Source organism: Georgenia sp. SYP-B2076, from assembly GCF_003991205.1.
Classification (GTDB): domain Bacteria; phylum Actinomycetota; class Actinomycetes; order Actinomycetales; family Actinomycetaceae; genus Georgenia.
On record NZ_RXOZ01000003.1, the window covers coordinates 39,036 to 51,581 of the forward strand.

At 73.1% G+C, this 12,546-nt stretch carries 13 protein-coding genes; 7 read left to right on the forward strand and 6 right to left on the reverse strand.

Annotated features, from left to right (window positions below; genetic code table 11):
• Positions 1-49: 49 nt before the first annotated feature.
• Genes EJK16_RS01760 through EJK16_RS01770 form a run of 3 tightly spaced genes read right to left on the reverse strand, consistent with a single transcriptional unit; the run spans position 50 to position 2,285 of the window.
• Positions 50-1,108: a D-2-hydroxyacid dehydrogenase gene (locus EJK16_RS01760; protein ID WP_127125739.1), complete on the reverse strand. Its 1,059-nt coding sequence runs from the start codon at positions 1,106-1,108 to the stop codon at positions 50-52.
• Positions 1,109-1,138: 30 nt separating this feature from the next.
• Positions 1,139-1,540, reverse strand: a complete 402-nt coding sequence (locus tag EJK16_RS01765) for a nuclear transport factor 2 family protein (protein ID WP_127125741.1) — start codon at positions 1,538-1,540, stop codon at positions 1,139-1,141.
• 10 nt (positions 1,541-1,550) lie between these two features.
• On the reverse strand, positions 1,551-2,285 hold the full coding sequence (locus EJK16_RS01770; protein ID WP_127125743.1) for a fumarylacetoacetate hydrolase family protein: 735 nt from the start codon (positions 2,283-2,285) through the stop codon (positions 1,551-1,553).
• Between the two features lie 325 nt (positions 2,286-2,610).
• On the opposite strand from EJK16_RS01770, the gene EJK16_RS01775 reads away from it, so the two are divergent.
• On the forward strand, positions 2,611-3,498 hold the full coding sequence (locus EJK16_RS01775) for an NAD(P)-dependent oxidoreductase (RefSeq protein WP_127125745.1): 888 nt from the start codon (positions 2,611-2,613) through the stop codon (positions 3,496-3,498).
• A 95-nt stretch (positions 3,499-3,593) separates the two neighbouring features.
• On the opposite strand, the gene EJK16_RS01780 is transcribed toward EJK16_RS01775, so the two are convergent.
• Positions 3,594-4,496 carry an NAD(P)-dependent oxidoreductase gene (locus tag EJK16_RS01780; protein WP_127125747.1) on the reverse strand — a complete coding sequence of 301 codons (903 nt, stop codon included), beginning with the start codon at positions 4,494-4,496 and terminating at the stop codon, positions 3,594-3,596.
• A gap of 151 nt (positions 4,497-4,647) precedes the next feature.
• On the opposite strand from EJK16_RS01780, the gene EJK16_RS01785 reads away from it, so the two are divergent.
• Positions 4,648-5,424, forward strand: coding sequence for an IclR family transcriptional regulator (locus EJK16_RS01785; RefSeq protein ID WP_240645712.1), 777 nt, complete (start codon positions 4,648-4,650; stop codon positions 5,422-5,424).
• Positions 5,425-5,478: 54 nt separating this feature from the next.
• Here EJK16_RS01785 and EJK16_RS01790 read toward each other — a convergent pair whose 3' ends face one another.
• Entirely contained in the window at positions 5,479-6,210 is a 732-nt protein-coding gene (locus tag EJK16_RS01790; RefSeq protein WP_127125749.1) for a FadR/GntR family transcriptional regulator, read from the reverse strand.
• A 220-nt stretch (positions 6,211-6,430) separates the two neighbouring features.
• Here EJK16_RS01790 and EJK16_RS01795 point away from each other — a divergent pair, with 220 nt between their 5' ends.
• The 5 genes from EJK16_RS01795 (at position 6,431) to EJK16_RS01815 (ending at position 11,651) form a co-directional block, all read left to right on the forward strand.
• Positions 6,431-7,807: a GntP family permease gene (locus tag EJK16_RS01795; RefSeq protein WP_127125751.1), complete on the forward strand. Its 1,377-nt coding sequence runs from the start codon at positions 6,431-6,433 to the stop codon at positions 7,805-7,807.
• 5 nt (positions 7,808-7,812) lie between these two features.
• Positions 7,813-8,583, forward strand: coding sequence for an SDR family oxidoreductase (locus EJK16_RS01800; RefSeq protein WP_127125753.1), 771 nt, complete (start codon positions 7,813-7,815; stop codon positions 8,581-8,583).
• Between the two features lie 221 nt (positions 8,584-8,804).
• On the forward strand, positions 8,805-9,848 hold the full coding sequence (locus EJK16_RS01805) for an L-idonate 5-dehydrogenase (protein ID WP_127125755.1): 1,044 nt from the start codon (positions 8,805-8,807) through the stop codon (positions 9,846-9,848).
• A gap of 106 nt (positions 9,849-9,954) precedes the next feature.
• Entirely contained in the window at positions 9,955-10,677 is a 723-nt protein-coding gene (eda, locus tag EJK16_RS01810; RefSeq protein WP_127125757.1) for a bifunctional 4-hydroxy-2-oxoglutarate aldolase/2-dehydro-3-deoxy-phosphogluconate aldolase, read from the forward strand.
• Positions 10,674-11,651 carry a sugar kinase gene (locus EJK16_RS01815; protein ID WP_127125760.1) on the forward strand — a complete coding sequence of 326 codons (978 nt, stop codon included), beginning with the start codon at positions 10,674-10,676 and terminating at the stop codon, positions 11,649-11,651. Before eda ends, EJK16_RS01815 begins: the two co-directional genes overlap by 4 nt.
• Positions 11,652-11,752: 101 nt before the next feature.
• On the opposite strand, the gene EJK16_RS01820 is transcribed toward EJK16_RS01815, so the two are convergent.
• Positions 11,753-12,484, reverse strand: a complete 732-nt coding sequence (locus EJK16_RS01820; RefSeq protein WP_127125762.1) for a FadR/GntR family transcriptional regulator — start codon at positions 12,482-12,484, stop codon at positions 11,753-11,755.
• Positions 12,485-12,546: the final 62 nt, after the last annotated feature.

A 12,546-nucleotide genomic window follows, 5' to 3' on the forward strand; every position in this document is an offset into this window, starting at 1 on the left:
TTCGCCCGGGGTGTGCGGGGCGGCGGCGCCGCCCCGCACGAGGGTCCCGTCAGAAGAACTCGACGGTGTCCACGCGGTTGACCAGCGGCGCACCGTCGAGGAGTCGGGTGGCGTTCGTCGCGAACAGCTCGGCGATGAGCCGGTCCTCGGCGTCGTTGAGCGCGGCCGTGTGCGGGGCGATCAGGACGTTCTCCATGGTCCACAGCGGGCTCTCCGGCCCGAGGGGCTCGGCGTAGAAGACGTCCATGGCGGCGAAGCCGACACGCCCGTCCTGCAGCGCCTCGACGAGGGCCTCCTCGTCGATCACCGTGCCGCGGCCGACGCTGGCGAGGATCACGCCGGGCTTCACCAGGGCGAGGACCTCGCGGCTGATCATCTTGTGGGTGCTCTCCGTCCCGGGCAGCGTGTTGACGATGGCGTCGGCCTGGCCGACCACGTCGACGAGCTGGCCGGGGAGGAAGACGTGCTCGACCCCCGGGACCTCGATCGTGTCCCGGTTGACGCCGATGACCCGCGCGCCGAGGGCGGCGAACCGGGCCGCGGTCCCGCGGCCGATGTTGCCCATGCCGACGACGAGGACGGTCATCTCGGAGATCTGCTTCATCGCCCAGCGCCCGGTCCACTCCTTGCGCGACTTCTGCGCCTGCAGCCGCGGGAGCGACTTCGCGCCGGCGAGCACACCGAACAGGGCGAACTCGGCGAGCGGTCCGCTGTGCGGTCCGGCGGACGTCGAGAAGGCCACGCGCTCGAGATCGGCCTGGTCGAGGTTGGCCGCCTTGACCTGCCCGCCGCCGCCGGCGGCCATGGTGTGCACCCACCGCAGGTTCGCGTTGGCCCGCACCGCGCGGTGCAGGGCCTCGGAGTTCGTGTCGGGGATCCCGTAGAGCGCGTCGGCGGAGTCGACGAGCGCGTCGAAGCGGGCCTGGTCCGCCGGGGACCGGGTGAACCGCGGGTCGCCCTCGTGGTCCCCGGGCCAGCGCATCGGGGGGAGCAGATCCTGCTCGACGACGAGGTCGATGCGCGGCTCGAGCTCGGTGATGAGGTCGCAGAGCGCGTCCGTCAGGGGCGTGGCGACGACGACCTTCAGCCGGTCGGAGGTGGGGCTCATGGTGATGTTCCTTGTCGTTGGGCTTCGTGGTCAGGCGGTGGTGCGCGACGGCTCGTTGAGCCAGGCGATGAGGCGCCACGGGCTTGCCTCGTCCTGGCGGACGAACACCCGCAGGTTGTGGAAGCGGGCCGGGGACCCGGGTGCGCCGTCGGGCGCAGGAGCTGCGCCGTCGCCGAGCGGGCGCTTGACGACCACGCACGTCACGAGCGCCCGGTTCACCGGCAGGACGGTGATGTCCTGGACCTCGGTGGTGCGCTCGGCGTCGGCGCGCAGCCCGGCGAGGAACGCCTCCTTGCGGTCGACCGCACCGCTCGGCCGCCCCATGACGAACTCAGGGCTGAGGAGCTCCTCGAAGTAGCGGCGGTCGCCGCGAGACTCCGCCTCCCCCATCTCCAGGGCGAGGCGGTGCAGGGTCAGGATATCGTCGGTCACGGCCGGCCGCTCAGACGATCGGGTTGCTCAGCGTGCCGATGCCGCTGAGCGTGATGTCGGAACGGTCGCCGGCGCGCACGGTCGCCGCCGTACCCGGTGAGCCGGTCAGGATCACGTCCCCGGGCCCGAGCGTGAGGTGCGACGTCAGGTAGACGAGCTGCTCGACGACGTCCCACGCCAGTCCCGCGCTCGAGGAGGAGGCGACCCGCACGCCGTCGACGTCGACGTCGATCGCGACGTCGCGCGGGTCGAGGTCGGTCTCGATCCAGGGCCCGATCGGGGTGAAGCCGTCGCCGTTCTTCGCCTGGGTCATCTTCTCGTCGAGCGGCGTCTGGTCCACGGCTGTGACGTCGTTGCCGACGGTCCAGCCCAGGACGGCGTCGGGCACGTCCTCGGGGGTGAGGTTGCGGCACTCGCGGCGCACGACGAGGGTGAGCTCGCCCTCGACCTTGACCTCGCCGCGGCGGGGGTCGATGCGGACGGGGTCGCCCGGGCCGACCACGGTGCGGGCGGACTTCATGAACGCCTGCGGGGGCAGCTGGCGGTCGGCGGGGCCGGAGTTGTGCGCCATGCCCAGCACGACGCGCGGCTCCACCGGCGCGAGGAGCCGGGCGCCCGCCTGGGGATGACGCTCGTCGGTCCGCACGAGCGGGCGGGCGAAGACATCCTCGACGACGACCCAGTCTGCGCCGTCGGCGACGACGTGGCGCGGGCCCGCGGGAGTCGCGATCCGGGCGAGGCGCATCAGCTCATCCCCCTCGGTCCACAGGTGGACGAGAACCTTCCCGGAGACCTCCGAGCCTCCGCGTGTTCCTTGTCCTCCGACCCCTCGGGGACGGCAGTCGCTCCGTTGCTCATGTTTCAACTCCGAAAGAGGGAGCACCAGTGCGTTGGGCTGGTGCGGTCCGGCCACGCGCAGCTCTGCGCACGAACGAACCATAACGATTTTTGAACCGTGTTCAACATGACGAACGTCCTGCGGCTACATTGCCCACCTGCGGCACATTCAGTGGAGGAGCGGTGAACATCGTTCACGCGCGATCGCAGTTCGACGACGCACGGAGGCAGGCATGACCCGGATCGGATTCATCGGGCTCGGCGTGATGGGACGGCCCATGGCCGGGCACATCCTCGACGGGATCGGCGAGGGCGGCTCCCTCGTCATCAACAACTATGACCGCGAGCGGGTGACGCACCTCCTCGAGCGGGGCGCGACCTGGGCGGAGAACGCCCGCGAGGTGGCGCAGGCCGCCGACGTCGTGATCGTCATGGTCCCCGACATCCCGGACGTCCGGGCGATCTGCGAGGGACCGGACGGGCTGGTCGCCGGCGTGAGCGCGCCGACGGTGCTGGTGGTCAGCTCGACCGTCTCGCCCGAGGGGGTGCGCGAGCTCGACGTCGACCTGGCCCGGCGGAGCGACGGCCTGCTGCGCGTCGTCGACGCCCCCGTCTCGGGCGGGGAGGCCGGCGCGGTCGCCGGCACGCTGTCGATCATGGTCGGCGGCGACGACGAGCCGGTCGCCCGGGTCCTTCCCGTCCTCGCGCACACCGGCACCCCGCTGCATCTCGGGCCCCTCGGCGCGGGCCAGGTGGCCAAGGCCTGCAACCAGCTCATCTGCGCGGCGGAGATCACCGCGATCGCCGAGGCGTCGGTCGTGGCCGAGCGCGCCGGCCTGGATGTCGGCCGGCTCTTCGAGCTGCTCCAGGGCGGCTACGCGGGCAGCCGCGTGCTCGCGGACAAGGGGCCGCGCTACGCCACGAAGGACTACTCGGTCTCGGGTGCGGCGAAGTTCTGGGTCAAGGACCTGGCCGCCTACCTCGCCGAGGCGGAGCGCACCGGGACCCCGAGCGTGCAGGGGGAGGCGCTGCACCGCGCCTTCACCGAGCTGACCGCGCAAGGCCTGGGCGACCAGGACACCGCGGTCGTCCAGGCGTACATCGCGAACCTCCCGGCCTGAGGGCTCCGCCGGCCGCCGGTCAGGCGGGCGCCGTCCGGCCGGCGCACCGGCCGCCGGTCAGGCGGGCGCCAGCCCCCGTGCGCGCCGCCCGGCGGTCAGGCGGGCGCCGCCGGCGAGCGCCGCTCCACGTACTCCTGCGTGACAGAGGTGTCGTAGTCCCCCAGGCCCTGCTCGGTGAGCTCGGTGAAGATCTGCCGCAGGAGGGGCAGCTGCTGGGCCCCGACGCTGGTGCGCCGGGCCTCGTCGAGGGCGAAGCTGAGGTCCTTGATCATGAACTTCGCGGGCCCCGACGGCGTGTGATCGTGCTGGGCGAAGCGGTGGGCCTTGACCTCCATGATCCGCGACCCGGCGTACCCGCCCTGCAGCAGCGCGAACAGGGCTGCGACGTCGAGCCCCGCACGTTCGGCGATGACCGAGGCCTCCGCGAGGGCGACCACCTCGGCGGCGACGATGAGCTGGTTGCAGGCCTTGGCCACCTGGCCCGCGCCGAGCGGGCCGAGATGCACGGCGGTGCCGGTGGCGGCCAGCCACGGCAGCACGCGGGCGACGTCGGCGTCCGCGCCGCCGACCATGACCGACAGGGTGCCCGCGACGGCCCCCTCCTCACCGCCGGACACCGGCGCGTCGACCACCGTGAGGCGACCGTCGCTCCGCTCGCCCAGCTCGCTGGCGAGCTCGCGCACCCCCTCGGGCGAGACGGTCGAGGAGATGACGAGGACGGTCGGGCCGGCCAGCCCGGCGAGCAGGCCGTCCTCCCCCTCGAGCACCTCGCGCACCTGGGGCAGGTCGGGGACCATGACGATCACGATCCCGCAGCGGCCCGCCAGCTCCCGCGGGTTCTCCGCCCAGCGGGCACCGGCGTCGAGCAGCCCGGCCGCGGCGGCGCTGCGGCGGCTGGTGACGACGAGCTCGCAGCCCTCTTCCTCGCACCGGCGCAGCAGGTGGCCGGCCATGGGTCTGCCCATCACGCCGAGCCCGATCAACCCGATGTCCTCCATGGTCCCGGCCCCTTCCATCCCCGTTGACACGCGTGGGCCCGGCGGGCCGTACGATCAAGATAGCGAACAGCGTTCCGTACAGTGAATCGGTCCAGGCCTCCGCCCGACGGGGCGGCACGGCCGGCGGCCCGGACCGAGGAGAAGGAGCACCGTGACCGACCCTGCTCAGAACAGCCCCGCGCCCGCCGTCACGCGCGCCGCGGCGCTGCTGGACGTTCTGGCGGAGTCCGGGGTCGCGATGGGCCTGACCGAGATCGCCAGGGCGCTCGGCCTGGCGAAGTCCTCGACCCTGAACCTGTGCCTGGCGCTGGAGCAGGCCGGCCTGGTCGTGCGCCGCGAGGACGGCTACGTCCTGGGCCGCAAGCTCGTGGCCCTGGGCGGGGCGTACCTGCGCGGCTTCGACCTCGTCCGCGAGTTCTACCGGGCGTGCGCCGCCTCCCCGGTGCTCTCGCGCGAGCTGCTGCAGATCGCCGTGCTCGACGGCACCCACGTGCTGTACCTGGCCCGGAACGAGGGCCGTGCGCCGTTGCGGCTCTCGGCCACGATCGGCGACCGCTTCCCCGCCGCCATCACCGCCGTCGGCAACGCGCTGCTCGCCCAGCTCGACGACGCCGTCGTGCGCGACCGCTTCCGAGACCCGGCCACCCTGCCCAGGTGGACCGACAGCTCGGTGGCCTCGCTCGACGGGCTGCTGGCCAAGCTCGGGGCGACGCGAGAGCGGGGTTACGCCGTCGACGACGGCGAGACGCACCCGTCGGTGTACGGGCTCGCCGTCGTCGTCCCGGCGCGGTCCGCGAGCGAGGACCCCTACGCCCTGGGTGCGTCGCTGATGACGGCGCAGGCCACTCCCCAGTACCGCGAGCAGGTGCTCGCCCACCTGCTCCAGGCGCGCGAGTCGCTGACCAACCCCATGCTCATCACGCCGTGACCGGCACCGGGGCGCCGGAGCCCCGGCCCGCGCTGAGCCCGGCACGCGCCGGGACTAGGGCTGCGCACCGTCGACCGGCGGCGTGAAGTCCACGTCGCGCAGCTCGTGCCAGACCTCCATCACCACGGCCCGGGCGTAGCTCTCCGCGCGGTCCTCGTCACCGTCGGCCACCGCGCGCGCCGTCTCCTCGTGGTTGTGGAGCGAGGCGGCCACCGGCCACGCCGGCGTGAGCCCGAGCGTGGTGCGGCCGGACAGCACCTCGGTGATGGCCCCCTCCAGCGCCATGAGCATGTCGTTGCCGCTCGCCTCCAGCAGGAGCGTGTGGAAGGCGATGTCGGCCTGGAGGTACTCCTGCCCCGCCCCGCCGCCGGTCTCGCCGAGCCGGCGGATGACGGCGGCCAGCTCGAGCAGCCGCGCACCGGTCCCGGGCGCGGCCTTGTGCGCCGCGAGCCGCGCCGCCGTCGGCTCGACGGCGAGGCGCAGCTCGGTGAGGGCGTGCAGCTGGGCGTCACGGCCGGGCCCGCTCAGGCGCCACCGGATGACGCGGGGATCGAGCACGCTCCATCCGCGGGGCGCCAGCACCGTGACCCCCACGCGCCGACGTGACTCGACCAGGCCTAGCGACTCGAGCACGCGAACGGTCTCGCGCACGACCGTCCGGGAGACCCGGAAGTCGACCGCGAGCCCGGCGAGCGTGAGCACGCTGCCCGGCGGATGGACGCCGCAGACGATCTCGCGCCCGAGCCTGTTGAGGACGTCGGTGTGCAGCACCGGTGCCGTCGTCATGTCACTCCACCTCGACCGTCAACCGCTCCCGCCGGGCGCGCGGCGCTGGCGCGCGGCGCTGTGCGCCAGGACATTACACACCCGCAGCGGACGTGAAGATTCGCGGATTTTTGCCAATGGTGTGACCTTTATGTCAGGCTATCCCCTGGGGCGGTCCTGTGGCGCCCGACACTTGCACCTTTCGGCCGACCTTGGCCGGTAACGTCAACGGAGATTATCGATGGAAAACTGGACCCAAACCCTTGGGGCAGGGCCCTTGCTCGGGATCGCGGCGGGCGCCATCGCGCTGCTGCTGGTCCTGGTCATCAGGTTCAAGATGCACGCGTTCCTCACCCTCGTCCTCGTCTCGCTGCTCACGGCGTTCGCCACGGGCATCCCGTCGAACGCGATCGTGGACACGATGGTCGGCAGCTTCGGCGGGACGCTGGGCTCGGTCGCCCTGCTGGTGGGTCTGGGCGCCATGCTCGGCAAGCTGGTCGAGCACAGCGGCGGCGCGAAGGTGCTCGCCGACAAGCTGGTCGAGGTCTTCGGCCACCGCCGGGCGCCGTTCGCGCTCGGCCTCGCGTCCCTGATCATGGGCTTCCCGATCTTCTTCGACGCCGGCCTGGTCGTCATGCTCCCGATCATCTTCGCGGTCGCGCGCCGCCTCGGGAACAACGTGCTGCGCTTCGGCATCCCGGCCGCCGCGGCCTTCTCCGTCATGCACGTCTTCGTGCCCCCGCACCCCGGCCCCGTCACCGCGACGGAGCTCTACGGCGCCAACCTCGGCCTCGTCCTGCTCATCGGCCTGGTCATGGCCTTCCCGCTCTGGTACGTCTCCGGGTACATCTGGGGTCTGCGCGTGGGCGAGAAGCACGTCCTGCCCATCCCCGCGCTCTTCGGCACCATCGACGAGGACCAGCCCAAGAACCCGCCGAAGGTCGGCACGGTCATCGCGATGCTGCTGCTGCCCCTGCTGCTGATCTTCATGAACACCGGGCTTGACTTCCTGCGCTCCGCCGGGGTCCTCGACGACGGCGCGACCTGGTTCCAGGTGCTCTCCGCGCTCGGCGAGTCCTCCATCGCCCTGCTGATCTCCGTCCTCGTCGCCACCGTCGTCCTGGGAACCCGCCGGGGCGAGCACGGCAGCGCCCTGGAGAAGATCATCGACTCCTCCCTCGGCCCGGTGTGCTCGGTCATCCTCATCACCGGCGCGGGTGGCATGTTCGGTGGTGTCCTGCGCGCCTCGGGCATCGGCGACGCCCTGTCGTCCTCGCTGGACGCCCTCGGCCTGCCGGTCATCCTCGCGGCCTACATCATCGCCGTCGTCATGCGCGTGGCGCAGGGCTCGGCCACCGTCGCCCTGGTCACCGCGGCCGGGCTCATGGCCCCGGCCGTCGCCGCGGGCAACTTCTCGGTCGTGGAGATCGCGGCCATCACGCTGGCCACGGCGGCCGGCTCGGTCTTCGCCGGCCACGTCAACGACTCCGGCTTCTGGCTCGTCGGCCGTCTCATGGGCATGGACGTCAAGACCACGCTGAAGACCTGGACGGTCCAGCAGACCATCGAGTCCGTCCTCGGTTTCGCCCTCACCCTCGTCATCTTCTGGATTGGTTGAGCATCATGAGCAGCTCTCTCTTCGACATCGCTGGTCGGCTGGCGTTCGTGACGGGTTCGTCGCGCGGGCTGGGTAACGCGCTGGCCACCGGGCTGGCGGAGGCCGGCGCCCGCGTCGTCCTGCACGGGCGGGACGCGGCGGCCCTGGCCGCGGCGGCCGAGGCGATCGGCCGCGCGAGCGGCACCGTGCCCGCGACCGTGTCCTTCGACGTCACCGACAAGGACGCCGTCACGGCAGGGGTCGCGGCCCTGGTCGCCGAGCACGGCGTCCCCGACATCCTGGTCAACAACGCCGGGATCCAGCGGCGCGCCCCGTTCAACGAGTTCGACCCGGCGGACTGGGACGACATCGTCGCCGCGAACCTCTCGAGCGCGTTCTACGTCTCCCAGCAGGTCTCGCGCGGCATGGCCGAGCGCGGCTCGGGCAAGATCATCAACATCGGCTCGGTGCAGTCGATGCTGGCGCGCCAGACCATCGCGCCGTACTCGGCCACCAAGGGCGGGGTCGTCATGCTCACCAAGGGCATGGCCGCCGACCTGGCCCGGTTCAACATCCAGGTCAACACGATCTCGCCCGGGTACTTCGCCACCGAGATGAACAAGGCCCTCGTCGAGGACGAGGCGTTCAACGCCTGGGTCGTGGGCCGCACCCCGGCCCAGCGGTGGGGCAAGTTCGAGGAGCTCGTGGGCACCCTGGTCTACCTGGCCTCGGACGCGTCCAGCTTCGTCTCGGGCCAGAACGTCTTCGTCGACGGCGGCATGACCTCCGTCGTCTAACCCCCCCCCGGCCGTGAGCGGTCAAGTCCTAGCAGCGTGAGGACTTGACCGCTCACGCACCCACACACCGTCCAGCACGCGCCACACGCGCGTACTTGACCGCTCACGCACCAAACCCCGCTCACGCACCACACACCCGCTCACGCACCACACACCCGCACCATCACCGCCCGGCGCCGGCACCTCGCCGTCAGCCGGGCACAACGACCCGAGGAAGTGTCATGAAGGCGATCGTCATCAACGGCAAGCTCGACCTGCACGAGGCCGAGGTCCCCACGCCCGAGCCGGCCGCGGGCCAGGTGCGCCTGCGGATGGCGTTCGGCGGCATCTGCGGCTCCGACCTGCACTACTACAACGAGGGCGCCAACGGCGAGTACGTCGTGCGCGAGCCGCTCGTCCCGGGCCACGAGATGTCCGGCACCGTCGACCTCGACCCCTCCGGCGAGCTCGCGCCCGGGACGCCCGTGACGATCCACCCGGCCACCTTCGGCACGCCGGAGCCCGGGCTCGAGGACCACCGCCACCTCTGGCCAGGCGGCTCCTACCTGGGCAGCGCCTCCACCTGGCCGCACACCCAGGGCGGGATGAGCGAGTACCTCGTCGTCGGCCGCGACATGCTGCGGGTGCTGCCGGAGACCCTCCCCCTGCGCCGCGCGGCCCTGGCCGAGCCGCTCGCCGTCGCCCTGCACGGCATCGCCATCGCCGGCGGCGTCGAGGGCAAGCGCGTCCTCGTCTCGGGCTCCGGCCCCATCGGCCTCCTCGCGGCCGCCGCCGCGCTCGCCAAGGGCGCCACCGAGGTCGTCGCCACCGACGTCCTGCCCGGACCGCTCGAGCGCGCCCGCGCCCTCGGCGTGCACGGCACCGTCCAGGTCGGGGTCGAGGAGATCCCGCCGATGGCCTTCGACGTCGTCCTCGAGTGCTCGGGCGTCACCGCCGCGATCAGCCCGGCGCTGGTGGGGGCGCGCCGCGCCGGCATCGTCGTGCAGGTCGGTATGGTCCCCAACGAGGCACGCCCGATCAACCTCGCACCGCTGGTCTCCAAGGAGCTGCAGCTGCGGGGCACCTTCCGGTTCAACGACGAGATCGACGAGGCGATCACGATGCTGGACGCCACGCCCGCCATCGAGGCCGTCATCACCCACGAGCTCGCGGCGGACCGGGCGGTCGACGCCTTCGCCGTCGCGAAGGACTCCGCCGTCTCGGGCAAGGTCATCATCTCCCTGTGGCAGGAGACCACCACGGACGACGGCGGAACCCCCGCCTGAGCCACACCGCAACCCACGCCACCACGGAGGAGAACACCGTCATGAAGACCGTCCTCACTCGTCTCGCGCCCCTCCGCCGCCGGGCGGACGCGAAGGCGGGCTCCCGATGACCGCGCACGCGCAGGCGGGCGGCGGATCCGCGGCGCCGGGCCCCGACGGCCACGAGGCGCTCCTCGCCGCTCTCGAGGCCTACCGCCTCGTGCCCGTGGTGGTGCTCGAGGACGCCGGCGACGCCGTCCCCCTCGCCCGGGCGCTGACGGCCGGCGGGCTGCCCGTCGCCGAGGTCACGTTCCGTACCGCCGCGGCGGCCGACGCGATCCGCGCGATCGTCGACGCCGGGCTGACCGCGCCGGCCGACGGTTCCGCACCGATGCTGCTGGGGGCCGGGACCGTCACCGGCCCCGACCAGGTCGACCAGGCGGTCGCTGCGGGCGCGAGCTACGTCGTGTCGCCCGGCCTCAGCCAGGCGGTGGTCGAACGCTGCGCCGAGCATGGCGTCCTCGCCCTGCCCGGCACCGCGACCGCGACGGAGGTGCAGGCCGCCCTCGCCATGGGGCTGCGGACCGTCAAGTTCTTCCCCGCCGAGACCTCCGGCGGCGCCCCGGCCATCAGGGCGCTGACCGGCCCCTTCCCGCAGATGCGGTTCGTCCCGACGGGCGGCATCAACGAGGCCAACGTGCTGGACTACCTCTCCATCCCTGCGGTGCGCGCCGCGGGCGGGAGCTGGATGGTGCCCGCGAATGCCATCGCCGCCAAGGACTTCGGCGCCGTCGCGCGGCTCACCGCCGCCGCCACGGCCCTCGTGAGCCGCGCGGGCAGCCCGGCATGAGCGCCGCCCCGGCCACCATCCCGACCTCCGAGCCCGCCCCCGCCGTCGCCGACGCCGTCGCCGACGCCCCGGAGGTGCTGTGCATCGGGGAGACGATGGCGATGGTCACGTCGGCGGACGCACGCTCGCTGGTGTCGGCCGAGACGTTCACGATCACCCAGGGCGGCGCGGAGTCCAACCTCGCCCAGCACCTCGCCGAGCTCGGCGTGCGCACCGCGTGGGTCTCCGCCCTGGGCGCCGACCCCCTCGGTGACCGGGTCCTGGCCACGGTCGCCGCGAGCGGCGTGGACACGCGCTGGGTGCGCCGCGACCCGGACGCCCTGACCGGCCTGTACGTCAAGGACCCCGGCGCCGCGGTCTACTACTACCGCAAGGGCTCGGCGGCCAGCCGCCTCGGCCCCGCCGACGTCGCGTCCTGGCCGATCCGTACCGCCCGCTGGGTGCACGTCAGCGGGATCACCCCGGCGCTCTCGGAGTCGTGCCGCGCGCTCCTGCCCGCCATCCTCGACGTCGCCAGGGCCAACGGCGTGGGGATCTCCTTCGACGTCAACTACCGGCCCGCGCTGTGGCCCGAGGACGAGGCCGCCGCCACGATCCTGCCCCTGGCCAACCGCGCGGACCTCGTGCTGGTCGGCCGCGACGAGGCGGAGCGCCTGTGGGGCACGCCGACGTCCGAGGAGGTCGCCGCGCTCTTCCCGCGCCCCGAGTACGTCGTGGTCAAGGACGGCGCCGAGGAGGCCGTGGAGTTCCACCGCGCCGCGGGGACCCAGACCGTGACACGCCGGCCCGCGCGGCGGGTCGAGGTGGTCGAGGCCGTGGGGGCCGGTGACGCCTTCGGCGGCGGGTACCTCGCCGCGCTGCTGCGCGGCGACGGCCCCGACGAGCGCTTGGCGCTCGGCCACTCCGTCGCAGCGTGGGTGCTCGGCTCCCCCGGGGACTTCCGGGCCGGGCACGGCACGCAGGTGCGCGCGTAGCGGGACCCCGGGTGCGCGCGTAGCGGGACCCCGGGCGCGCGTGGCGGGACCCCGGGCGCGCGTCGCGGTCCCGGCGCGGGGGCCTGCGGAGGAGCAGGCCCCTACCGGGAGACGTGCGGTGCGTGGGACTCCGCGCGCCCCTGAAGGGGAAGCTCGGAGCGCACGAGCCTGACGATGCGGCGCGAGCACACCTCGGCCAGGTCCTCGTCACCGGCGAGGACCGCGGCGGCGACCTGCCGGTGGTTGTCGATGGCGAGCGGCGCCGGGATGCCCGGCGTGAGTCCCAACGCGTTGCGGCCGACCAGGGTCGCCTCGATCGCCGGCTCGAACGCGATGAGCATCTCGTTGTGGCTGGCGCGGAGGAGCAGCAGGTGGTACTCGACGTCGATCTCGAGGAACTCGGCGGTGTCTCCCAGGCCCTGCCGCCCGAGGCGCACGAGCTGGGCGGAGAGCTCGACCAGCCGCGCGCGCTGGGCGGGCGTCCCCTCCGTCGCGGCGAGCCTTGCGGCGGTCGGCTCGACGGCGGAGCGGAGGTCGGTGAGGGAGAGCAGCTGCTCGTCCCGCCCCGGCCCGGCGAGCCGCCAGTGGATCACCAGCGGGTTGAGCACCGCCCACCGCGCCTTCGGTCCGACGATGATGCCGACGCGACGCTTCGCGGTGATCATCCCTAGCGCCTCGAGCTGGCGCATCGCCTCGCGGGCGACCGTGCGCGAGACCTCGAACCTCGTCTCGAGCTGCGTCAGGTTGAGGACCGCGCCCTCGCCGAGCTCCCCCGCGGCAATCTGGTGCCCGAGAACGTCGACCACCCTGGTGAACACCGATGCCTGAGCCACGCTGCTCCTCGCTCCCCGCCGCCGACACTGCTCACCGGGCCCCGCCGGCCCAGCACCCGCCC